General features: G+C 34.7%; 24 protein-coding genes and 1 tRNA gene. 22 read left to right on the top strand and 3 right to left on the bottom strand.

From position 1 onward, the window contains the following. The 7 genes from L1276_RS18855 to L1276_RS18885 form a co-directional block, all read left to right on the top strand. On the top strand, window positions 1-993 hold a 993-nt coding region (locus L1276_RS18855), incomplete at its 5' end, for a DUF2931 family protein (protein WP_253790568.1). Between the two features lie 652 nt (window positions 994-1,645). Next, window positions 1,646-1,984, top strand: coding sequence for a hypothetical protein (locus L1276_RS18860; protein ID WP_253790996.1), 339 nt, complete (start codon window positions 1,646-1,648; stop codon window positions 1,982-1,984). Beyond that, a complete protein-coding gene (locus tag L1276_RS18865) occupies window positions 1,941-2,396 on the top strand; it encodes a DUF2931 family protein (protein ID WP_253790990.1) in 456 nt (151 codons plus the stop codon). Before L1276_RS18860 ends, L1276_RS18865 begins: the two co-directional genes overlap by 44 nt. Before the next feature lie 253 nt (window positions 2,397-2,649). Beyond that, on the top strand, window positions 2,650-3,168 hold the full coding sequence (locus L1276_RS18870; RefSeq protein WP_253790570.1) for a hypothetical protein: 519 nt from the start codon (window positions 2,650-2,652) through the stop codon (window positions 3,166-3,168). 300 nt (window positions 3,169-3,468) lie between these two features. Further along, window positions 3,469-3,759, top strand: coding sequence for a DUF2931 family protein (locus L1276_RS18875; protein ID WP_253790572.1), 291 nt, complete (start codon window positions 3,469-3,471; stop codon window positions 3,757-3,759). A gap of 10 nt (window positions 3,760-3,769) precedes the next feature. Continuing rightward, a complete protein-coding gene (locus L1276_RS18880) occupies window positions 3,770-4,165 on the top strand; it encodes a DUF2931 family protein (protein ID WP_253790574.1) in 396 nt (131 codons plus the stop codon). A gap of 10 nt (window positions 4,166-4,175) precedes the next feature. Then, a complete protein-coding gene (locus L1276_RS18885) occupies window positions 4,176-4,523 on the top strand; it encodes a hypothetical protein (RefSeq protein ID WP_253790576.1) in 348 nt (115 codons plus the stop codon). A gap of 113 nt (window positions 4,524-4,636) precedes the next feature. Here L1276_RS18885 and L1276_RS18890 read toward each other — a convergent pair whose 3' ends face one another. From L1276_RS18890 to L1276_RS18900, 3 genes are all read right to left on the bottom strand, one after another. Then, complete coding sequence (locus L1276_RS18890; RefSeq protein ID WP_253790579.1) at window positions 4,637-5,188, bottom strand: hypothetical protein; 552 nt, start codon at window positions 5,186-5,188, stop codon at window positions 4,637-4,639. Between the two features lie 217 nt (window positions 5,189-5,405). Beyond that, window positions 5,406-6,038 carry a ribosome biogenesis GTP-binding protein YihA/YsxC gene (yihA, locus tag L1276_RS18895; protein ID WP_253790581.1) on the bottom strand — a complete coding sequence of 211 codons (633 nt, stop codon included), beginning with the start codon at window positions 6,036-6,038 and terminating at the stop codon, window positions 5,406-5,408. A 44-nt stretch (window positions 6,039-6,082) separates the two neighbouring features. Next, window positions 6,083-6,847, bottom strand: a complete 765-nt coding sequence (locus L1276_RS18900) for an alpha/beta fold hydrolase (RefSeq protein WP_253790583.1) — start codon at window positions 6,845-6,847, stop codon at window positions 6,083-6,085. A gap of 378 nt (window positions 6,848-7,225) precedes the next feature. On the opposite strand from L1276_RS18900, the gene L1276_RS18905 reads away from it, so the two are divergent. The 15 genes from L1276_RS18905 (at window position 7,226) to L1276_RS18975 (ending at window position 24,071) form a co-directional block, all read left to right on the top strand. Continuing rightward, window positions 7,226-7,699, top strand: a complete 474-nt coding sequence (locus tag L1276_RS18905) for a division/cell wall cluster transcriptional repressor MraZ (protein ID WP_253790585.1) — start codon at window positions 7,226-7,228, stop codon at window positions 7,697-7,699. Beyond that, a complete protein-coding gene (rsmH, locus tag L1276_RS18910; RefSeq protein WP_253790587.1) occupies window positions 7,674-8,582 on the top strand; it encodes a 16S rRNA (cytosine(1402)-N(4))-methyltransferase RsmH in 909 nt (302 codons plus the stop codon). Before L1276_RS18905 ends, rsmH begins: the two co-directional genes overlap by 26 nt. A 20-nt stretch (window positions 8,583-8,602) precedes the next feature. After that, window positions 8,603-8,950 (top strand): FtsL-like putative cell division protein, encoded by a 348-nt coding sequence (locus L1276_RS18915; protein ID WP_253790589.1) that lies wholly within the window; start codon window positions 8,603-8,605, stop codon window positions 8,948-8,950. Next, window positions 8,941-10,950, top strand: a complete 2,010-nt coding sequence (locus L1276_RS18920) for a penicillin-binding protein (protein WP_253790591.1) — start codon at window positions 8,941-8,943, stop codon at window positions 10,948-10,950. Before L1276_RS18915 ends, L1276_RS18920 begins: the two co-directional genes overlap by 10 nt. Continuing rightward, window positions 10,947-12,410 carry a UDP-N-acetylmuramoyl-L-alanyl-D-glutamate--2,6-diaminopimelate ligase gene (locus tag L1276_RS18925; RefSeq protein ID WP_253790593.1) on the top strand — a complete coding sequence of 488 codons (1,464 nt, stop codon included), beginning with the start codon at window positions 10,947-10,949 and terminating at the stop codon, window positions 12,408-12,410. The genes L1276_RS18920 and L1276_RS18925 overlap by 4 nt, the downstream gene beginning before the upstream one ends. A 76-nt stretch (window positions 12,411-12,486) precedes the next feature. Continuing rightward, window positions 12,487-13,719 carry a phospho-N-acetylmuramoyl-pentapeptide-transferase gene (gene mraY, locus L1276_RS18930; RefSeq protein WP_253790596.1) on the top strand — a complete coding sequence of 411 codons (1,233 nt, stop codon included), beginning with the start codon at window positions 12,487-12,489 and terminating at the stop codon, window positions 13,717-13,719. Then, a complete protein-coding gene (murD, locus tag L1276_RS18935; RefSeq protein WP_253790598.1) occupies window positions 13,720-15,051 on the top strand; it encodes a UDP-N-acetylmuramoyl-L-alanine--D-glutamate ligase in 1,332 nt (443 codons plus the stop codon). A gap of 83 nt (window positions 15,052-15,134) precedes the next feature. Beyond that, the gene (locus L1276_RS18940; protein WP_253790600.1) at window positions 15,135-16,454 is read left to right on the top strand and encodes an FtsW/RodA/SpoVE family cell cycle protein; all 1,320 of its coding nucleotides are present in this window, start codon (window positions 15,135-15,137) and stop codon (window positions 16,452-16,454) included. 17 nt (window positions 16,455-16,471) lie between these two features. After that, a complete protein-coding gene (gene murG, locus L1276_RS18945) occupies window positions 16,472-17,557 on the top strand; it encodes an undecaprenyldiphospho-muramoylpentapeptide beta-N-acetylglucosaminyltransferase (RefSeq protein WP_253790602.1) in 1,086 nt (361 codons plus the stop codon). A 156-nt stretch (window positions 17,558-17,713) separates the two neighbouring features. Beyond that, window positions 17,714-19,063: a UDP-N-acetylmuramate--L-alanine ligase gene (gene murC / locus L1276_RS18950; RefSeq protein WP_253790604.1), complete on the top strand. Its 1,350-nt coding sequence runs from the start codon at window positions 17,714-17,716 to the stop codon at window positions 19,061-19,063. Next, entirely contained in the window at window positions 19,050-19,772 is a 723-nt protein-coding gene (locus L1276_RS18955) for a cell division protein FtsQ/DivIB (protein ID WP_253790606.1), read from the top strand. Before murC ends, L1276_RS18955 begins: the two co-directional genes overlap by 14 nt. Before the next feature lie 6 nt (window positions 19,773-19,778). Then, window positions 19,779-21,185, top strand: coding sequence for a cell division protein FtsA (gene ftsA, locus L1276_RS18960; RefSeq protein WP_253790608.1), 1,407 nt, complete (start codon window positions 19,779-19,781; stop codon window positions 21,183-21,185). An 81-nt stretch (window positions 21,186-21,266) separates the two neighbouring features. Then, entirely contained in the window at window positions 21,267-23,252 is a 1,986-nt protein-coding gene (ftsZ, locus tag L1276_RS18965) for a cell division protein FtsZ (RefSeq protein WP_253790610.1), read from the top strand. A 202-nt stretch (window positions 23,253-23,454) separates the two neighbouring features. Further along, on the top strand, window positions 23,455-23,904 hold the full coding sequence (locus L1276_RS18970; RefSeq protein WP_253790612.1) for a GatB/YqeY domain-containing protein: 450 nt from the start codon (window positions 23,455-23,457) through the stop codon (window positions 23,902-23,904). A 93-nt stretch (window positions 23,905-23,997) separates the two neighbouring features. Then, window positions 23,998-24,071, top strand: a tRNA-Arg gene (locus L1276_RS18975). The last annotated feature ends 197 nt before the right edge of the window (window positions 24,072-24,268 follow it).

Here is a 24,268-nt window from a genome sequence, read left to right on the forward strand (position 1 = left end):
GAAATGTGCCATCCTGAAAATAAATATTCTGTGGATATGGTAAAAGATGAAATTTTTACTCTGGAAGGCATTCGTGCCGGTATGCCTTTTGGCAGTTCTTCCGGCAAATGGGGAAATTCTGGAGGCATGTGGACAGAACAGCATGGCACACCAATAGGTGCAGATATTACCTATTATGCCGGTTACGATAATGCTTTTTACAGGCTGAAAATAGAGTTTCCTGTAGAAAAAATGAAAGATCTTGTAAAACGAAACTATGCTTTTAAAGAAATTAAAGGAAAAACAGTTAAAGAATATGTTTACGAAGGCGATACAGATTTAAGTTTTATTCAGGATACAGAAGCTCCATATAGATCTTACGATGCTTTTACAAGTCTTATTTTTGGCTTTACCCCAAAAGGCATGGTGGTAATCTGGGCTAATTATGGTTTAACAGTAATTGAAATTGGACGGTATCAGGCACAGGTTATTACTGATCCGCAAGAACTGAGGCAGGCCAAAGAAATCCATTTAAGGACTTGGCGTTTTACTCCCGAATACTTTGACGAATTAGCCAGAAAAAAATACAATCCAGATGCCAGCTGTGAATTATGGGATACTTATCGCATTCGTTATAACTGGAGGCCCGTTTTTATATCTGAGAACCCGCAATTTAAAATCTTTGAAGTTGATACAGAATATTATAATGCCGAAAAAGACCAAATGCTGCGCCCGTGGCTCTTAGAAAATAAAATGAAAGAAAGGGCACTGCCAAGTGTAATGCAGTTTTTCTGGGAAACTGGAAAAAATGAAAAATTTGAAGGAAGAATTTTTTTCAATCAAAAAGAATTATTTGAACGTTTTAAAAATATATCGGGCGATAATGAAATGCAGATAAAAATTGCAGAAGACAATAGAAGTATTGAAGTTTTTCTAAACAACCAAGTTCTTAAGGTTGACAGCATCCGCATATATCCTAACAATCATAAAGTGTATAATGAGTCGTATAAATAATACAATCAGCTTTGTTAAAATATGGAGCAATAGGGATAAAAAAACTATAAAACTTTTAAACCCGATGGCGCGGATTTGCAATCCAGGTTAGCAAAGATTGGTTTTTAATTTTAAATAAAGACAAAAACTACATGATTCTTTATAGCTTTTGCATTGATAATTTGTATTGTGTCTTATTGTTGCGGGCACGGATTGCATATCTGCGCTATCGGGTAAAAACAATGACTTGAAGAATAAGATGTAGTTGTTTTTTTCAAACAAGATAGTTGTCGTTTTACAAACTGTCACGTCCTAAAAATAGTTTTACAAAAAAATAGATATGCAATTTTTTAGGACAAGACAGGGAAATTTTACAATAATAATTTAAATGACAAAAATGAAATTAACTTTAACAATCTTTTTACTAATATTAATTGCCATATCTCTGCAAACCTATTTTAATGGAGGTTCACATTCTACGGAGGCTGTTTCTTTTGGGACTATTATAACAATGGATATATTACTGATATTCGTTTATATTCGTGAGAGCGAGAATTTATTGTATAGAAAAGTCATAGGAGTATTATTAGTTTGTTTTGTTATTATTTCAATCATTTGTTGGATGTTGTTTTTGTACCTAATGGGATTGAAGACAGCTTTTAGAAATTAAATTATGAAGAAGGAAGTAATATACAATTTAACCAATAAATTTCTTACAATAATTTTGTTAATAACAATAATTGCAAATGTTTTTCAATTTTATAATTATAAAACATATGAAAAAATTGATTGGGATGGAATGGCTTGCACCCCAAAAGGTTACCCCGTAGTATTATCTCCAAATGTATTTTATTCAAATGGAGGCAAATACATAACTCTGATTCCAAACATGAGTGATACTGGAGGATCAAAATTGGACGGGCTCTGCCCGTATTTGGTCCAGTCAGCCAAGTCCCGCACCAGATCATGTGAGTATTGTATGGTATGTACCAACCGAGATGAAAATTTATGAAGGAGAATTTGCGCTGCCACAACAAAAAATCTACAATTTATTTAAGGAAGGGTATATGAGATATAGCATTCCAATTGAATCTAAGGATGGAAAAGAAACCCTGCATTGGGAAACCTATAATTCCCTTACTATAGGATTAGCTCCAAAAGGGATGGTAGTCGTATGGATGGATGGCCAGAACAAAATAGAAATTGGGAGGTACCAAGCTAGAGAACTAGACAGAAAGGAGGCCAATGAAGTATATAAAGCCCATTTTAAATCAAGTGGAGATATGCCTGAGGCTGTGGTTGAAAAAGAGCTGCGTATTTTTTTTTACTTGGTCTTGAACCTGAAATCAATAATTTATACAAGGCTTTTCCTATGTATTAAATATGTCAGATTGGTAAAAAATCTTTTGATCAAGATTACTTAGCAGAACAAGGTCAAGATGGAGAGTTTTACCAAAAGAAACAAGGTGTAACTCAACAAAGAGAAGAGAATATATTAAAAGGTATTGAACCTATAGTCGAATATAAAAATAAGATTAAATAATGAGAAAATTATGCTTATCGATATTTGTTTTACTCTTACTGTATTCTTGTACAAAAAGGGATAAGATAAATCATTACTTAAATAAAAAAGTTACTCAACAAGAATTAATTAACAATGGATTCTATAAATATTCAATGACAGTATGGGAAGGAATTGTTAATGAGAAGCATACTTTAAAAGATGGAGATCCTGTAGCTCCATCAAAATTTACAAAATTCATTATGGTTGTTTATACTAATATTGCCCCAACAAATAATAAACGACCTATTCCTGTTTTTAAAGATAGTAATGCAATAAAAGGAAAAATTATTACCTATTTTTTTAAAAATGATATTTTAGAATTCAAAAGTATAATGAGCCCTATCAACAATAACAATCAACAAAAGGGACTGTTTAAAACAAAAAAGGATATTGAACAATATTATAAAGAATTAAAAATTCCTATTAAAGAAATACCTCTTGAGAAATTACGCAATCATAACGACAGTATTGGTTTACGATCAAGGTTTATAATAAATAATTATGAGTCGTACTTCTATTTATCGGATGGGAACGAAATGACAACATATTATATAAAAGATAAAAAAGGAAATGAAGATATGCTTGTTTGGGATTTTTATAATGAAAATTCCCCTTATAGGTATGTTGAATAGAATAATACTTTTTATAAACAAATCCAAATTAAAATACTACACAAAAAGTGAAATTGAGGAGAAACGAAGAAAAGAATGGAAAAACATTCATGAATTTAAATTTATCCGCAACCGATATTTACACATTTCAGCAAATGACTCCATGGGTATGGAAACAAACAGGCCAGATGGGTTTACTTCAATGAAACGTACAATAATTGCAGACAACGCATAAACGCGAACCAAATGAAGCACAAAATAATTATAGTAATAACATTTATTCTAATTACGCAATTTACTGCGTGTCAAAAGAAAGTAAACATGAACGAAGAAAAATTTGATTGGGACGGAATGGCTTGCACTCCAAAAGGTTACCCCGTAGTAGTATTATCTCCAAATGTATTTTATTCAAATGGAGGCAAATACATAACTCTGATTCCAAACATGAGTGATACTGGAGGATCAAATTGGACAGGCTCTGCCCGCAGTTGGTCCAGTCAGTCAAAACCTGCCCCTGATCATGTGAGTATTGTATGGTATGCACCAACCGAGATGAAAATTTATGAAGGAAAATTTGCGCTGCCACAACAAAAAATCTACAATTTATTTTAAGGAAGGGTATATGAGATATAGCATTCCAATTGAATCTAAGGATGGTAAAGAAATCCTGCATTGGGAAATCTACAATTCCCTCACGGTAGGATTAGCTCCAAAAGGGATGGTGGTAGTATGGATGAATGGCCAGAATAAAGTAGAGATAGGAAGATACCAAGCCAGAGAGCTAAGCCGAAAAGAAGCTAATGAAGTATATAAAGCGCATTTTAAATCAAGTGGTGATATGCCTGAGGCTGTGGTTGAAAAAGAGCTGCTATCCAGAGAAGTTCCTCCTGAAGTGCGGGAAATAATTAAACAAGGTAAAATAAACTGTAAGCAATGGGACGATTACAGGCTGCGCTACAATTGGAAAGTGGGGTTTAATAAGCCATTAGTAATGTATCACCATTATATAGGTTTTTAATAGCGAATATATGAGATGTTTAGCTCCGAAAATTAGTCAGGAAGAATTCAACAAAACCATGCTGGAGCCAAGCAGTAAGGTAGTTCCAAATAAATTAGGCATGTATGTCACAGCTCAAAATTATAGGAATTACTTGATTAGACTGGAAACACTCGATGAGCAGGAAACCATAGAGGCTTTCAAAAATCTGGAAGAAGCAAGCCCCAAGTCAGTTATTACAATTTTCATAACTGTTGATGACGATTTTAAAAATTTTACAGTGGTTTTAAAAAATGACAAGAAAGAAATCAAACTCGAAAAGGCACTTTTACGATTGTTTACATTAGATAAAAGTAATGATTTGAAAAATCAGATGTAGTTTATTGGAGGAACGAGGAAATGTATCTCACTAAAATAGATTTACACAAAAAATAAATATGTAATCTTTTTTCAGGATGAGCAATTGAATTTAGAGTTTTCTTGTTTTTCATTTTACCTGACAGATCTTTTCTTTAAATCCTTAAAAATCCTTTTCAAAGCACCTGTCATAAGAACATTTGAATTTTTGTAAAAGACAACATTGTCTGCAAGTTTGCTTGATTTTTGTGTTTCCCACACTGATTTTGTATTTTCTTTTTGAGTGATGCCTATAACATTTTGCGAATAAATAATTTGCTGTAAATTCAAATCGTAAATTTCCAGAATTACAGAAGCCTCGTTTTTTCCTGAGCTGTAGTCATCAGGATAAAGTTCTACCGATGCTAAGTCACTTTTATTTTTTTTGGTAGAGATATTAATAAAAAAGTCAAAGCCGGTTCCGTCTTTAAGTTCCTTTATTTTGACACTATTAGGGTTTAAATTAATCTTTCGGGTAACAAGCAGTCCATTAACGTCATGAATATAAAATACACGTTCTCCGAGGCTTTTTTTGAAAAAAGTTAAGGACTCTTCGGTTAGTTTATCTTTAGAAGCTTTGGGGCAGTCTAATTCATTCAACAGCCATTTACCGGATGTAAAATCAACACCGGTTCTTTGCCCTGTCATAAACATATAACGTGATGACTGGCATGATGAAAAGGCTAAAATAAAAACAAAGCAGCATGTGAAATAAAGCGATTTAAAATTACCCATAGACTATAATTGATTTGCTTCAAATATAGTTTAAAAATATAATGCTTAAGATTTTTCTTTAAAAATAAAAATCCCAAATTCCACTTGTTTATATTGGAATTTGGGATTTTGTATATTAAAATTTAACTTCTTAAATAGAATTCAAAAAACCGCTGTTGTTTTTAAAAACCTCTTGATTAACTTCATCTATATAAGTTAAAAGTTCTTCTTTTCCAATAGATTCAGTTGATGAGGTTACGAAGTATTGAGGCATTTCGGCCCAGTTGTTTGCGTACATCTGCTTGCGATAAGCTGCAATATGCGAATCAACTTTTACTTTACTGATTTTGTCTGCTTTGGTAAAAATAATGCAAAACGGAATTTCGCTTTCACCCATATATGACATAAACTCAATGTCTATTTTTTGAGCTTCATGGCGAATATCAATCAGTACAAAAGCACAGACTAACTGCTCTCTGTTTTCAAAATAATCTGTAATAAACTGTTGGAAAATAGATTTCGTTTTTTTTGAAACTTTAGCATATCCATAACCCGGTAAATCGACCAAAAACCAATTGTTGTTGATTTTGAAGTGATTTATTAGCTGCGTTTTTCCTGGTCTTCCAGATGTTTTTGCTAAGTTTTTATGATTGGTAATCATGTTTATCAACGATGATTTACCAACATTAGATCGGCCTATAAATGCGTATTCCGGTATAAAATCTTTCGGGCATTTTGATGCATCAGAATTACTGATAATAAATTCGGCGGTATTAATTTTCATGTTCTTTGGTTTTAAAAACCTCCTTTAAAATCGAAAGTTAGATGCTATAATTTCTGATCAGTAAGCCATTTTTCAAGAATTTCATTAAATTCCTGAGGATGTTCCATCATAGCTGCGTGTCCACATTTGTCAATCCAATACAATGTTGAATTAGGCAATAATTTATCAAACTCTTCTGCAACATTTGGAGGAGTTACAGAGTCATTTTTACCCCAAATGATACAGGTTTCTACATCCATCTTAGGTAAATCTTTAGCCATATTATGGCGAATTGCGCTCTTGGCAATCGTTAAAGTTTTGATCAATTTTATGCGGTCATTTGCAGTCGCATACACTTCATCAATAAGTTCCGGAGTTGCTATTTTTGGGTCATAAAATACATCTTCAGCTTTCTTTTTGATGTATTCATAATCACCTCTTCGCGGATAACTGTCTCCCATCGCACTTTCGTAAAGACCTGAACTTCCTGTAATTACAAGTCCTGCTACTTTTTCAGGATAAAGTTTGGTATGGTACAAAGCAATATGTCCTCCAAGAGAATTTCCAAGAAGAATTACTTTGTCGAAACCTTTAAAAGTGATAAAATCTTTAACGTATTTTGCAAAACTTTTTACGTTCGTTTTTAAAATGCTTTGTGTGTATATTGGCAAATCCGGAATAACAACTTTATATCCTTTCGTTGGGAAATATTGTGCTACACCATCAAAGTTACTTAGACCTCCCATTAACCCATGCAGAATAACGATAGGTGTTCCTTCTCCAGCTTCAAAATAGCTGTATTTGCCTTCTTTTTTATAGTGTTTGTCCATCTAATCTAATGCCAATTTCAATTTCGACAAATATAGGGTTTAATAAATAAAAATGAATTTTTGCCGCCATTTTTTAACTACATAATTTTAGTCGAACTTATAACTATTTAAAAATCAGCTTTTATGGTGCATTTTGCAATATTATCGAATTGTTAAATTCATTGCATTATAATTAATTTTTTAAGAGAAATGGTGTTTAATTTTTTTAATTGTTAAAGGAATCATTCTGTAGGCTGATTAATATCTAAAGTGTTGATTGTATAATGTTTATGCAGAGTGGTAGTAAAATGGTTAAACTTATCAACAAAGTGGTATTTAGTGGTAATATGTGGTAAAATTTTTTATATTTTTGCTGTATAACATGTTAAGTGGTTTTTCTTGAATACAATTGTAGGAACATATGAGTGTAAAGTCGATGCTAAAGGGAGGTTAATGATACCTGCACCTTTAAAAAAGCAATTGGCTGTCTCTCTTCAGGACGGTTTTGTCTTGAAGCGCTCGGTTTTTCAGCAGTGTCTGGAATTGTATCCAATGGATGAATGGAATTTGATGATGGCGAAAATTAACAAGTTGAATCGTTTTGTAAAAAAGAACAATGATTTCATTCGCAGATTTACTGCCGGCGTAAAAGTGGTAGAAATTGATGCATTAGGAAGATTGTTAGTGCCAAAAGATTTGGTGACATTTTCTGGTATTTCTAAAGATGTGGTTTTTTCATCTGCGGTTAATATTGTGGAAATTTGGGATAAAGATTTATACGAAAAATCAATAAGCGGCGAAGATATGGATTTTGCCGATTTAGCCGAGGAAGTAATGGGAAATATTAATGACGACGACAATGGAATATCATAATCCGGTTTTACTTCATCCAACAGTTGATGGTTTAAATATTAAGCCAGACGGCATTTATGTAGATGTTACGTTTGGCGGCGGCGGACACTCAAAAGAGATTTTGAGACGTTTAGGGCCAAATGGAAAATTATTTGCTTTTGATCAGGATGAAGATGCGCTGGCAAATGCGCTGCCTGATGAAAGGTTTACCTTAATTAATGAGAATTTTAGATTTATAAAAAGATTTCTTCGTTTTCATGGTGTAAGAGGAGTAGATGGAATCCTGGCAGATTTGGGAGTTTCATCACATCAGTTCGATGTTCCGGAAAGAGGTTTTTCAACCCGATTCGATGCTGAACTGGATATGCGGATGAGTCAAAAAAATGATTTAAATGCTTATCGGGTGGTTAACGAATATGAAGAACAGGATTTACGTCGTGTTTTTTTTGATTATGGGGAGTTGAAAAACGCACCGGTTTTAGCAAGAACGATTGTAGAAGCCAGAAGAGATTACCCAATAAAAACGACAGATGAATTAAAAGAGGTTCTGAAGAAGTTTTTACCTGAGAAAGTTCGAAACAAAATATTGGCTCAAATTTATCAGGCTATTCGAATTGAGGTAAACCAGGAAATGGATGTTTTAAAAGAATTTATTGAACAGTCTCTTGAAATTTTGAATCCGGGCGGAAGGCTTTCTGTAATCTCTTATCACTCATTAGAAGACAGACTGGTAAAAAGGTTCATTAAAAACGGAATGTTTGAAGGAGAGCCAGAGAGGGATTTTTTCGGAAATTTTTCAGTACCGTTTAAAACAATAGGAAAACTGATTGTTCCGGATGATGCAGAAATCAAAATAAACAATAGAGCAAGAAGTGCAAAATTGAGAATTGCTGAAAAGATATAATACATATATATAGGTAGAAAATGAAAAGTGGAGTATTCAGCATATTAAAAGCAAGATTTCTAATAAACGACGATGCCGTAAAAAACTGGCGATTCATTGTTTTTATAATTCTGCTGGCGATTCTGATGATTGCAAATACACAGCGATACGAGCAAAAGGTTTTTGAAATAGCAAAACTAAATAACGAAGTAAAAGAACTAAGATCAGAATTTGTAGATCGACGTTCAGAATTAATGAAGTTGAAAATGGAGTCGACGATATCAGATAAAATGCTCGAAAAGCAGATTTTTCCATCAACGGTGCCTCCGGTGAAAATAGAAGTTAAAAAAGAAGAAGAAAAAAATTTCTTTAAAAGAATATGGCAGTAGACGATAAACATATATCCTACAGAATTTACCTCGTAGCAGTTTTCATCTTTTTGATGGCAATTGCTATTGTCGTTAAATTAACCAATATTCAATGGGTTGAGGGAGATTACTACAGAAAACTGGCAAAACAGCGTACTGTTAGAAACTTTGTGATTCCGGCAAATAAAGGAAATATCTATTCTGCTGACGGAAGTTTGCTGGCAACATCAATCCCGAATTATGAAATTCGTTTTGATGCAAAAGCGCCAAAGACAGAAACTTTTGAAAAATATATTAAGTTATTATCAGATTCTTTAGAAACTGTTTTAGACAGACCATCAGGGTATTATGAAAAAGAATTAAGAAAAGCCAGAGCAAATAAAAACCGTTATTATTTAATTGCCCGCAATTTAAGTTATACCGAATATGTGAAAATTAAAGGTTTTCCATTATTCAATTTAGGCGCTTTTAAAGGCGGAATCATTGTAGAACAGGAAACGGTTAGAAAACATCCGATAGGAAAAATTGCAGAAAGAACTATTGGTTATGACCGAATTGACCCTGCTACAGGAGTAGAAGTTGGAAAAGGAATCGAATGGGCTTTTAAGAACTATTTGAATGGAAAAGACGGGAAAATTCTAAAACAGAAAATTGCAAAAGGACAATGGAAACCTATTCGCGATGTAAATGAAGTAGATCCAATTGACGGTTACGATGTTATTTCGACAATAGACGTTTTTATTCAGGATATTGCGCACCATGCTTTGTTAAAACAATTAGAAGATTACGAAGCGGATCACGGTTGTGTTGTGGTTATGGAAACTGAAACAGGACATGTTAAAGCAATTTCGAATTTAGGAAGAGCAGAAGACGGATCGTATTACGAAACAACAAATTATGCTATTGCAGAATCTCAGGAACCCGGATCGACTTTTAAACTAGTGGATTTAATGGCGATTTTAGAAGATAAAGTAGCCGACACGAGTACGGTTTATGACAGTAACGGTGGTGTAGTTAAATACTATGGAAAATCGGTACGCGATTCGCATCATGGCGGTTACGGAAAAGTTTCATTGGCTCGCGGATTCGAACTTTCATCAAATACTGTAATGGTTCAGGCGGTTTATAACAATTACAAAAATAACCCGTCTAAGTTTGTAAATCATATTAAAGGATACGGATTAGACAAGACATTAGGATTGCATTTTAAGGGAGAAGGAAGACCATATATTCCACAGCCCGGAGACAAACATTGGTCAGGAACTACACTTCCGTGGATGGCTTTTGGATATAATGTTTCAGTTACGCCAATGCAGATATTAGCATTTTACAATTCAGTAGCTAATAATGGGGTTATGGTAAAACCGCAGTTTGTATCTGAAATAAAAGAATGGAACAAAACCATCAAGAAATTTGATGTTGAAGTAATAAACCCAAGAGTTTGTTCGCCTGAGACATTGAAGAAAGTAAGAGCAGTTTTGCAAAATGTGGTTAAAAAAGGAACAGGCTCTAAACTGTATTCGAAAGATTTTTCCATGGCAGGAAAAACAGGAACAGCTCAGGTTAATTACGGAGGTAAAGAAGGAAAATCAGCATTGTATTATGCCTCTTCTTTCGTTGGATATTTTCCGGCAGATCACCCAAAATATTCTTGTATTGTAGTGGTTCACAAACCCAATACATCTAAAAATAATTATTACGGAGCAGATGTTGCAGGGCCGGTTTTTAAAAGAATCGCTCAGAAGATTTTTACAGATGCGCCTTCAACCAATAAAATAAAACAACTGGATTCGAAGATTTCAAAACAAGAAATCAGTTATGATAAATATGAGAAGGAGGCCAATAAGAAATTAAATCAGATTCCTAATTTAAAAGGAATGCCGGGAATGGACGCGGTTGCTTTGCTTGAGAATTTAGGTTTAAAAGTAAAAGTAAACGGATTTGGAAAAGTTAAGAATCAATCGATTCAGGCGGGACAAAACATAATTAAAAACACAACTATAGTATTAGAATTATCGTGAAAATACTAAAAGACATATTATATAAAGTGGCTATCGAATCTGTAACAGGTTTGACAGACATTGGTATCCAGAAAATTGAATTTGATTCACGTAAGGTAGAATCAAACGATGTTTTTGTGGCAATTCGCGGTTCACTTTCTGATGGACACGATTATATCGAAAAAGCAATTCAGTTAGGTGCAAAAGCCATTATTTGTGATACACTTCCTGAAAATATTCAGAAAGACGTTACTTATATTCAGGTAAAAGATACCAATACCGCTTTGGCTTTTATGGCTGCTAATTATTTTGAAGATCCATCTGCAAAACTAAAATTAGTTGGCGTAACAGGTACAAACGGAAAAACAACAATTGCATCGTTATTGTTTCAGTTGTTTAAAAAAGCAGGGTTTAAAGTTGGATTATTATCAACTGTAAAAATCATAGTCGATGAAACCGAATATCCTGCAACGCATACAACGCCGGATTCTATTACAATCAATCATTATTTAAATGAAATGATTGAAGCAGGAGTAACGCATTGTTTTATGGAAGTGAGTTCGCACGGAATCCATCAAAAACGTACAGAAGCTTTACATTTTGTGGGCGGGATTTTCACGAACCTTTCGCACGATCATTTGGATTATCATCCAACTTTTGCAGAATACAGAGATGTAAAAAAATCATTTTTCGATTCTCTGCCAAAAACAGCTTTTGTATTATCGAACATCGATGATAAAAACGGAACTGTAATGCTGCAAAACACGGCGGCAAGAAAGTTTACATACGCTCTAAAAACGTATGCTGATTTTAAAGCAACAATTTTAGAAAGCCAATTGTCAGGTTTATTGTTGAAAATCAATGATAATGAAGTTTGGGTTAAGCTTATTGGAACTTTTAATGCTTACAATGTTTTGGCGATTTATGGTACAGCAGTTGAGTTAGGATTAGATAGTCTTGAAGCGTTGCGTTTATTGTCTGATTTAGAAAGTGTTTCGGGGCGTTTTCAATACATAGTTACTGATTCTAAAGTAACTGCAATTGTAGATTATGCACATACTCCGGATGCTTTAGAAAATGTTCTAAAAACAATTGGTGATATCCGTACCAAAAACGAACAACTAATTACGGTTGTAGGCTGCGGCGGAAATAGAGACAAAACAAAAAGACCTGTTATGGCTAAAATTGCGACAGATCTTAGTGATAAAGCAATTTTAACATCTGATAATCCAAGAAACGAAGATCCTGAAGTGATTTTAGATGAAATGGAACAAGGTGTTGAAGCCCATAATTATAAAAAAATATTGAGAATTACCGACAGAAAACAAGCTATTAAAACCGCTTGTCAATTGGCTCAGCCAAATGATATCATTTTAATTGCCGGTAAAGGACACGAAACGTATCAGGAAATAAATGGGGTTCGCCATCATTTTGATGATATGGAAACGGTAAAAGAAATTTTAGATCAACTGAATAAATAATATTCTAATTCCAGAATACCACACCATAAAAACTGGAATTTGAAAAAAAAGAAATTGAAAATTAAAATAAAGGGATATGCTGTACTATTTATTTGAATATTTTGACAAAACATTAGATGTGCCGGGAACAGGGGTTTTCCAATACATTACTTTTAGATCGGCTTTAGCATTTATGCTTTCACTGCTTTTGTCAACTATTTATGGTAAAAGGGTGATTAACTTTTTGCGTCGTCAGCAGGTTGGAGAAACAGTTCGCGAACTGGGTCTTGCAGGTCAAAACGAGAAAGCAGGTACGCCTACAATGGGAGGATTAATTATCATTTTTGCTACATTAATTCCAGTTTTTCTATTTGCTAGGCTGCATAATATTTATATCGTTTTACTGATTGTAACAACGCTATGGATGGGAACTATTGGTTTTGTTGACGATTATATCAAAATATTCAAAAAAGACAAACAAGGACTTAAAGGAATTTTTAAAGTTATAGGTCAGGTTGGTCTTGGAATTATTGTAGGTGCAGTTCTTTATTTTAATCCTGCCGTTACAGTAAGAACCGATACCGGACGTACAGATGTTTTTAAAACTGCAGCAAATACAACAGTTGTACTGCCTGCGCCAGTTGAGGAAAAATCGACAGCAACTACAATTCCTTTCGTAAAAAATAATGAATTTGATTATGCTGAAGTTCTTTCTTTTATGGGTGACGGATATGAAAAATGGGCCTGGCTGATATTTATTCCAGTTGTAATTTTCATAATCACAGCAGTTTCAAACGGGGCAAATTTAACGGATGGTATCGATGGGCTCGCGGCCGGAACTTCCGCAGTTTCTGTCCTCGCACTCGGGATATTTACATTCGTTTCAGGAAATATTATTTTTTCAAATTATCTCAATATAATGTATATCCCCAATTCGGGAGAAATGACCGTCTTTATATCTGCTTTTGTTGGAGCATTAATTGGATTTCTTTGGTACAATTCATTTCCGGCATCAGTATTTATGGGAGATACGGGAAGTTTGACCATTGGAGGAATCATCGCAGTATTAGCTATTGCAGTTCGTAAAGAAATATTGATTGTTTTGTTTTGCGGAATTTTCCTTGCCGAAAGTGCTTCCGTAATTATTCAGGTAACTTATTTTAAATATACTAAGAAGCGTTTTGGCGAAGGCCGAAGAATTTTTCTGATGTCACCGCTTCATCATCATTATCAGAAAAAAGGATATCATGAAAGTAAAATTGTGACCCGTTTCTGGATTGTTGCCGTAATGTTAGCCATTTTATCAATCGTTACTTTAAAATTAAGATAGATGAGATTAGTGGTATTGGGCGGAGGAGAAAGCGGTGTTGGAACCGCCATTCTCGGAAAGAAAAAAGGATATGACGTTTTTGTATCTGATTTCGGAAAGATAAAAGAAAGCTATAAAGAAGTTCTTATCATTAATAAGATTGCCTGGGAAGAAGAACAGCATACCGAAGATTTGATTCTGAATGCTGATGTGGTGATGAAAAGCCCGGGAATTCCGGAGAAATCTCCAATAATAAAAAAGCTGGTTGCGGCGGGAGTAAAAGTAATTTCGGAAATAGAATTCGCAAAACCTTTTACAGAAGCGCTGACAGTAGGGATTACGGGAAGTAATGGTAAAACAACCACCACAATGCTTACGTATCATTTGCTAAAATCAGCCGGACTCAATGTAGGTTTAGGAGGAAATATAGGAAAGAGTTTTGCCTGGCAGGTAGCCGAAAATAAATACGACGCATACGTTCTTGAATTAAGCAGTTTTCAATTAGACGGAATAATAGATTACCGGCCGGATATTGCCATAATAACCAATATCAGCCCGGATCATTTGGATCGATATGAATATAAATATGAAAATTATATCAATTCGAAATTCCGAATAACGATGAACCAGACCGAAAGTGATTATCTCATTTATGATGCAGACGATGAAGCAAGCGCAGAATGGTTAAAAAACAACAAAACAAAAGCAAAATTAATTCCTTTTTCATTGACCAAAACATTCGATGAAGGGGCTTCTATAAATAACAACAAAATGGAAATAAAGATCAACCAAGAAGAGTTTACAATGGATACTGAACACATTGCGTTAGAAGGAAAACATAATATGAAAAACGCAATGGCAGCAAGCTCTGTAGCAAAATTGATGCAAATTAGAAATGCAACGATTCGTGAAAGTTTATCTAATTTCCAAGGTGTTGAGCACCGTTTAGAAAAAGTATTAAAAATTCAGAATGTACAATATATCAACGATTCAAAAGCAACAAACGTAAACGCTACTTTCTTTGCTTTAGACAGCATGAATGTTCCAACGGTTTGGATTGTAGGAGGAGTTGATAAAGGAAATGATTACAACGAATTAATGTCATTAGTTCGTGAAAAAGTAAAAGCGATTATCTGCTTAGGAGTCGACAACCGTAAAATTATTGACGCTTTTGGAGCTGTAGTAGACATTATGGTTGAAGTAAACAATATGAGCGATGCAGTAAAAACTGCTCAGAGATTAACAGAAAAAGGTGACGCTGTTTTATTGTCTCCAGCCTGCGCGAGTTTCGATTTATTCGAAAACTACGAAGATCGTGGAAAACAATTCAAACAAGCAGTCCATAACTTGTAGAAAATAGTTTAAAGTTTCACGTTTCAAGTTCGACACCTGAAACGTGAAACCTGAAACAAAAAGAAACTTGAAACAAAACAACAATGAAGGAGCTAGTTAACAAACTAAAAGGAGATAGGGTAATATGGTCATTCGTGGCTCTATTGGCGTTGTTTTCGTTTATGCCTGTTTTTAGTGCGAGTAGTAATCTGGCGTATATAGGTCACGGAACCGGAAATACATTGGGTTATTTAGTAAAACACTTGGCTCACGTTTGTATTGGCTTTCTGATTATTTACTGGGTTCACAAAGTGCCGTATCATTATTTTAGAGCGATTTCGAAAATTGCCCTTCCGGTGGTTTGGCTGTTATTATTATACACCTTGTTGAAAGGAACTGTAATTGCAGGAGCAAATGCAAGTCGTTGGATTCAGGTACCGTTCATTGGAATTACATTTCAGACATCAACATTAGCAGCCAGCGTATTATTTATTTACGTAGCGCGTTATTTGTCAAAAACCAAAGAAGAAAACGAACCGTTTCAAACCTCGTTTATTCAGCTTTGGATACCGGTTTTTATCACTTTAGCATTGATATTGCCAGCCAACTTTTCGACCACAGCGTTGATTTTTGCAATGGTAATGATGCTGACATTTATTGGTAAATATCCATTAAAATATATTGCTTTTATCATCGGGTCGGGAATTGCCATGTTGGCATTTTTCCTTTTGGTAGCAAAAGCATTTCCGGAATCAAGATTTTTCAGCAGGGTCTCAACATGGGAAAGTCGTATTATGAACTTCACCACAGATAAACCGGATGAAGATGATTATCAGATTGAAAAAGCAAAAATTGCAATCGCATCAGGAAGATTAGGCGGATTAGGACCAGGTAAAAGTGTCCAAAAGAACTTTTTACCACAGTCATCTTCCGATTTTATTTATGCTATTGTTGTAGAAGAATATGGTTTAGTAGGCGGCGTTTCAATATTAGTTCTGTATTTATTGTTATTGTTCCGATTTGTGATTGCCTCGCATAAAGCCAATACGTTATTTGGAAAACTAGTCGTCGTCGGCCTCGGATTTCCCATGATATTTCAGGCGATGATTAATATGGCGGTCGCCGTCGAATTATTACCGGTAACAGGGCAGACGCTTCCGCTGATAAGTTCGGGAGGAAGTTCAATCTGGATGACTTGTTTCTCTCTTGGAATCATTATTAGTGTAACTAAGAAAGACGAAGAAATTGCAGAAGAGCAGGAAGAAAAGGAAAGAAGAAAAGAAGCACTTCAAAGATTAATAGACAAAGAATTGGCAGAAGAAGATTTGCCAGTTGATGAAAGAGAAGAAATTTACGAAGACGAAGCCATGTATTCAATTCAGGATAATTCAAAAAATCCGATGAATGCAGTTTTAAATAAATAAAAGGGATAGAATAATTTATGACAAAGTATAAATTCATACTAAGCGGGGGAGGAACAGGAGGGCATATTTATCCTGCAATTGCTATTGCAAATGAATTAAAATTACAATTTCCTGATGCTGAATTTCTTTTTGTAGGTGCCAAAGATAAAATGGAAATGCAAAAAGTACCTCAGGCAGGTTATGAAATACAAGGTCTTTGGATTGCTGGTTTACAAAGAAAATTAACCTTGCAAAATATGATGTTTCCTTTGAAACTGGCTACAAGTTTATTAGAGTCAAGACGCATCATTAGAAAGTTTAAACCAAATGCTGTAATTGGAACCGGAGGTTTTGCCAGCGGACCATTATTACAAGCGGCAGGTTCAGCAGGAATTCCAACCGTAATTCAGGAACAGAATTCGTTTCCGGGAATTACAAACAAATTGTTGAGCAAAAAAGCAAATGCAATTTGTGTGGCGTATGAAAATTTAGAAAGATTTTTTCCAAAAGAAAAAATCGTTTTGACAGGAAATCCGGTTCGTCAGGATTTAATTGATATCGATACCAAACGTGATGAAGCAATTGCTTTTTATGGTCTTGACCTGAATAGAAAAACACTGCTGGTATTGGGAGGAAGTTTGGGAGCGAGAAGAATCAATCAGTTAATTGAAAAAGAACTTCAAAATTTCCTTTCACAGGATGTTCAGATTATCTGGCAATGCGGAAAATTATATTTTGAGGATTACAAAAAATACAATCAGCAAAACGTAAGAGTCGTTGATTTTATTGAAAGAATGGATTTTGTATATGCTGCAGCCGATGTCATTATTTCAAGAGCAGGAGCTTCATCAGTTTCGGAATTATGCATTGTAGGGAAACCAGTCATTTTTATTCCGTCTCCTAATGTCGCTGAGGATCACCAGACTAAAAATGCTCATGCGATTGTAGACGCTAAAGGTGCAATTTTGTTGAAAGAATCTGAGCTTGACAACGAGTTTAGCATTGTTTTTGAAGCGCTGCTGAAAGATGACGGAAAACAAAAACAACTGAGTGCAAATATTAAAAAACTGGCAAGACCAGATGCAACCAAAGTAATTGTAGAACAAATCAAAAAGTTGTTATAATATAATATTTTATAAAAATTATACAACGCAGAAAATAAATAAGAAGGCTATTTTAGGCAATTTAGGCTTGAAAAGACTTCAAAAATGCAAAAGTTTAATTGCTAGTTTCTTACAGATAAAAATAGAAACAATCAAGTCTGAAAAACATATTTAAAAATGAATTTAAATCAAATACAAAACGTTTATTTTATTGGTATTGGAGGCATCGGAATGAGTGCTTTGGCCCGCTATTTCAAATATATTGGGAAAAAAGTTTCAGGTTATGATAAAACGCCTTCTATGCTGACAAGTGAATTAATTGAAAGTGGTATTGATATTCATTTTGAAGACAATATTAGTTTAATTCCATCTGATTATTATGTGGAGAATACGCTGGTGATTTTTACACCTGCTGTTCCTTCAACACATTCAGAATGGCATTATTTTATTGAAAGAAATTACGAAATTAAAAAGCGTGCAGAGGTTTTAGGGATTATCACCAAAGACACTTTTAGTTTCGCCGTTGCCGGGACACACGGTAAAACCACAACATCAAGTATTTTAGGACATATTTTATACGAAAGCGGCGCAGATGTTACGGCATTTGTGGGTGGAATTGTAGAAAATTATAATTCAAATTTAATTGGAACCGGGAAAACGGTTACCGTTGTAGAAGCAGATGAATTTGATCGTTCGTTCCTTCATTTACACCCAAATATTGCCTGCATAACCTCTATGGATGCAGACCATTTGGATATTTACGGAACAAGTGATGCCATTGAAGCTTCGTTTGTTGAGTTTGCTTCGAAAGTAGAAGATAAAAGTAAATTATTCATAACCAAAGAATTGCCTCTTGAAGGAGTTCAATGCGCTATAAATGAAGATGCTGTATATAAGGCCTATAATGTTCGAATTGAAGATGGAAGTTATGTTTTTGATGTGCAGACGCCGTCAGAAATAATAAAAGATCTTCATTTTGGATTGCCGGGAAAACACAATTTAATGAATGGGTTAATGGCTATTGCGATGGCGAAAACGTATGGCACCCCAACTGACGCCATTGCAAAAGCTATTGCTTCATTTAATGGAATTAGAAGACGTTTTTCTTATCAGATTAAATCTGAAAATTTGGTTTATATTGATGATTATGCACATCATCCAACAGAAATAAATGCTGTTCATCAGGCAGTTAGGGAATTGTATCCGGGGCGTAAAGTTTTGGCGATTTTCCAACCGCATTTGTTTAGCAGAACAAGGGATTTTGCTGATGGTTTTGCCGAAAGTTTATCTCAGTTTGACGAAGTGTTTTTAATGGATATTTATCCGGCACGTGAATTACCGATGGAAGGAATTACATCGCCATGGCTGTTGGATAAAATGACCAATTCGAACAAAAAAATTGTTGCAAAAGAAGATTTATTAGCGGAAATCAAAGCCAGTGATGCGCCGATAATTGTAACAATTGGAGCTGGTGATATTGGTGAAATGGTACCATCAATCAAAAAAATGCTGAATGAAAATATTTAATTGGACAAATATTCGATTAGTACTCATTTTAGGGCTTGTTCTTTTTCTATATTCTTTCGCGCAGCACCGAAATGGAGATAGAAAACTGAAAAAATCTATGGTTGTTTTTGTAGGAGAAAATACGCTTTTTGTGAAGCCGGAAACGGTTAATAAATTGTTGATAGAAAATAAAAGAGACGCTTCCAGTATTAGAAAAGATGAAGTAGATTTGAATAAGATAGAGAAAACCCTTGATACGCAAGACATGATTGAGAAGTCAGATGTTTTTGTAAGTATCGACGGTGTTCTAAAAGCGGTAGTAAAACAGAAGACACCAATAGCAAGAATCTATAATGGTGATCACTCTTTTTATATTGACTATGAGGGCGATAAAATGTCCTTGTCAGATAATTTTACGGCGCGAGTTCCTCTTGTTTCAGGGGCAATAAATGAAAAAAATAACGAAGATTTAGCTGCTTTATTTCGCACAATTTACGACGATGCGTTTTTGAGAAAAAACATCATTGCGATACAAATTATGCCTAATGGCAGCCTAAAAATGTTTAACCGAAACTATGATTACGTTATAGATTTTGGTCGTACCATGAATGTTGATAGAAAATTTAAAAACTATAAAGCCTTTTTTCAAAAGGCTGTTTTAGATAGTACGTTATACAAATACAATAAAATTGACCTTAGGTTTACGGAACAAGTAGTTTGCACAAAATAATAGAAAATGGAAAAAGATAACATTGCAGTAGGTCTAGATATTGGAACGACAAAAATAGTTGCCATGATAGGCAAGAAAAACGAGTATGGTAAATTGGAGATTTTGGGTATTGGTAAATCCAAAAGTCTTGGTGTTGCGCGAGGTGTGGTAAACAACATTACGCAGACAATTCAATCTATTCAGCAAGCAATACTTGAAGCAGAAAACAATTCAGGTTACAAAATAAAAGATGTAGTTGTGGGTATCGCCGGACAACACATTAGAAGTATTCAGCATACAGATTACATCAGCCGTAATAATCCGGAAGAAGTAATTGGCGAAAAAGATATTCAGCTTTTAATCGATCAGGTAAATAAACTGGCGATGCTACCGGGAGAAGAAATTATTCACGTTCTGCCGCAGGAATTTAAAATCGACGGACAGTCTGAAATAAAAGAGCCAATCGGAATGTACGGAGGAAGATTAGAATCTAGTTTTCACGTTGTAGTAGGGCAGGCTTCTTCTATCAGAAACGTTGGAAGATGTATCCAAAGTTCAGGAATAGAATTATCTGGATTGACATTAGAACCATTAGCTTCGGCAGATGCCGTTTTAAGTCAGGAAGAAAAAGAAGCGGGAGTTGCGCTTATTGATATCGGGGGCGGAACAACGGATTTAGCCATTTTTAAAGACGGTATTATTCGTCATACCGCTGTAATTCCTTTTGGAGGAAATGTAATTACAGACGATATTAAAGAAGGTTGTTCGATTATCGAAAAACAAGCAGAGCTTTTAAAAATAAAATTCGGATCAGCATGGCCGGGAGAAAATAAAGACAACGAAATTGTTTCTATTCCTGGTTTAAGAGGAAGAGAACCAAAAGAGATTTCGCTTAAAAACTTATCTAAAATTATTCACGCCCGTGTTGTGGAAATTGTAGAACAGGTTTTTGCAGAAATCAAAGCTTACGGACACGAAGATCCTCGTAAAAAGTTAATTGCAGGAATTGTTCTTACTGGTGGTGGAGCGCAGCTAAAACACATTAAACAATTAGTTGAATACATTACAGGTATGGATACCAGAATTGGATATCCAAATGAGCATTTAGCAGGAAACTCAAGCGAAGAAATCTCCAGCCCGTTATTTGCAACAGCAGTTGGTTTAGTAATGAACAGTATTGAAAACAGTACACAAAGTGCTGTGAGAATGGAAATCGTAAATGAGCAGCCAAAAGTAGTTTACAGAACTGTTGAACCACCTGTACAGCAACGATACGAAGTTGAAGAAAATTACGTTGAGAAAGTAGAAGCTATTGAAGAGACGAGACCAGTTAAAACAAAAGTTGAAGCAGAATCTACGGAAACAAAAATCAGAAGATCATTTTTTGATAGATATGTCGACAAAATCAAGGATTTTTTAGACAACGCAGAATAATAAAAAAGAGAAGGATTACTTTCTTGCCCCAAGTCAAGAAGTAAAAAATGTACTAAATAAGAATTTCAAAAAACCAAAAAGATGATGAGCAACTCAGAATTTGGAAGTATTTCATTTGATTTACCAAAAAACCAATCAAATGTAATCAAAGTAATAGGTGTAGGTGGAGGTGGTAGTAACGCTATTAACCACATGTTTAAACAAGGTATTAAAGGTGTTGATTTTATAGTTTGTAATACCGATTCACAAGCACTGCAGAACAGTTCAGTGCCTAACAAAATTCAGTTAGGTATGAATTTAACAGAAGGTCTTGGCGCAGGAGCAAATCCTGACGTAGGGCAGCAATCTGCTATTGAAAGTATCGCCGACATTGAAAAAATGTTAGACCGCGGTACTAAAATGGTATTTATTACTGCTGGTATGGGTGGAGGAACCGGTACTGGTGCAGCTCCTGTTATCGCACAATTAGCAAAAGAAAGAGAAATCCTTACCGTTGGTATCGTGACAATTCCGTTTCAGTTTGAAGGGAAAGTACGTCAGGAGCAAGCATTACTGGGAATCGAAAAATTACGTAAACAAGTTGACTCTTTAATTGTAATCAACAACAATAAATTAAGAGAAGTTTACGGGAATTTGGGTTTCAAAGCTGGATTCTCTAAAGCAGATGAAGTTTTGGCGACAGCCTCTAGAGGTATTGCCGAAGTAATTACGCACCATTATACTCAAAATATCGATTTACGCGATGCTAAAACCGTTTTGGCAAACAGCGGAACGGCTATTATGGGATCTGCGGTATCAGAAGGAGAAAACAGAGCAAAAGATGCCATCGTATCTGCATTGGACTCTCCATTATTAAATGACAATAAAATTACAGGAGCCAAAAACGTATTGTTGCTTATCGTTTCTGGATCTAACGAGATAACACTGGACGAAATCGGAGAAATCAACGATCACATTCAGGCAGAAGCAGGTTACAATGCCAATATCATCATGGGAGTTGGAGAAGACGAAAGCCTTGGTGAAGCTATTGCAGTAACAATTATTGCTACTGGTTTTGATGTTGAACAACAAAATGAGATTGTTAATACAGAGCCTAAAAAAATCATTCATACGTTAGAAGACGAACAAAGAAGTGTTCATAATTTAACGAATAGACCGCTTACTTCATTTGATTTAAATGCAGAAACACCTACTGCAAAATCAGAGGAAAAGATTGTCTTTGAATTAGTGGAAGATACGGTTGCTCCCGTACAAGCTCCAGTTGCTCCGGTAACAACGCCTACAATCAATCAGGATGAATTGGTAGTAATGTCTGAGTTTATTAAAAACCTTGATGTAACTTTTGAAATCGTTTCGCCAATAACAGATATTGATTTTAAAATTTCGACTCCTGCGGCAGAAACAGTTCAGGAAGTAAAACCTGTACAGCAAAGAACTTTTGAAAGAGAAGAACAAACACAAACTACTTTTTCATTTGATTTACCGCTTTTCAAGTCAGAACCGGAAATTAAAAGAGAACCTGCTGCAGAACAAGACAATAAAATTGTTTTTGAGCTGTCAAACGAAACTCGTAACATAAAAGTAAACGATCCGGTTTCATTTGTACCGGTAACGGAGCTTTCTGACAAAGGAATTATCAAATATTCGTTAGAAGAATATATGGAAGTTGAAAACGAATTAACAGCTTCAAAACCAGTTGAAAAAGTGGTTGAAGATGTTGTTCCTGAAGAATTAAACATTACGTTGAAACCAAGAACTGATTTTGCAAGTCAGCCTGATTTTACAACAACTTCAGAAGTTTCTCCAATGGAATTGACAATTGAGGAAACACTTCGTTTAAGAGCAGAAGAAAGAAGAAAAAAACTAAAAGAATTTAATTATAAATTCCACAATAACGTTTCAAGAATTGATGAGCTGGAAAAAGAACCGGCTTATAAAAGATTAGGAATCGATTTATCAAATTCTCAATCAAACAATACAAATTCCAGAATTTCGGTTGGAACTGATAGTAACAACGATTTGCAATTGCGTTCAAACAATTCATTTTTGCACGACAACGTAGATTAATTTTACAATCATAATATAAGGATAGCCCGAAAATTGGATTTAATTTTCGGGTTATTTTTTTTATCTTCGCACAGAATTTAGAAATTTGACTTCTTAACTTGATTTTAAAAGTTAATTCTGTTGTCAGTTCGAGTGAAGGCGAGAACACTTTCAATACAAATATCAATTTATAAGCACTGCTTATTCAAATAAAAAAATAAAGATGAGTTTACAAACACAAATCATGGAAGAGATTAAAACAGCCATGAAAGCAAAAGATACAGTAGCATTAGAATCTTTAAGAGCAATAAAATCTGAATTATTATTAGCTTCAACAGCTTCTGGATCCAAAGAAGAGCTGTCAGAAGACGAAGAAATTAAATTACTTCAAAGACTGGTTAAAACTCGTAAAGAAAGTGCAAGAATCTTTACAGAGCAAAACCGTCCTGACTTAGCTGAACCAGAATTAGCTCAGGTGGCTGTAATCGAGAAGTTTTTACCAGCTCAGCTAAGCGAAGAAGAAGTAGAAGCTGTAATCGCAAAAATCATTGCTGAAACAGGAGCTTCCGGAATTGCGGCAATGGGTAAAGTTATGGGATTGGCATCTGCTCAATTAGGCGGAACTGCTGAAGGAAAAACCATTTCTACAATTGTAAAAAAATTACTTTCTTAATATAATTTTATTCCCGAAGTTTCGGGAATAGAGTGTAGCTTTTAGATTGCATAAATGAATCTAAAAGCTACACTCTAAAATCATAAATCAACAGACCGCGTAGTTCAACTGGATAGAATATCAGATTTCGGCTCTGAGGGTTGGGGGTTCGAACCCCTCCGCGGTCACAATAGAGTCTAAAAAAGCCTGAGATTGTAGATTCTCAGGCTTTTTTTGTGGTTTTAAAATTATTCTCTAAATTTTTATTTTTTTGCACATCACTATTTACGGTGTATTTTCGGTTCGAACTCCGTCAAGTTGCCTAAAATTGACACAAGAACATTATTATTTGCATATTGATCATAAAGTTATTAAGTTCACTTTG

Origin of the sequence: Flavobacterium sp. HSC-32F16 (assembly GCF_024171645.1) — a bacterium.
Lineage (GTDB): Bacteria > Bacteroidota > Bacteroidia > Flavobacteriales > Flavobacteriaceae > Flavobacterium.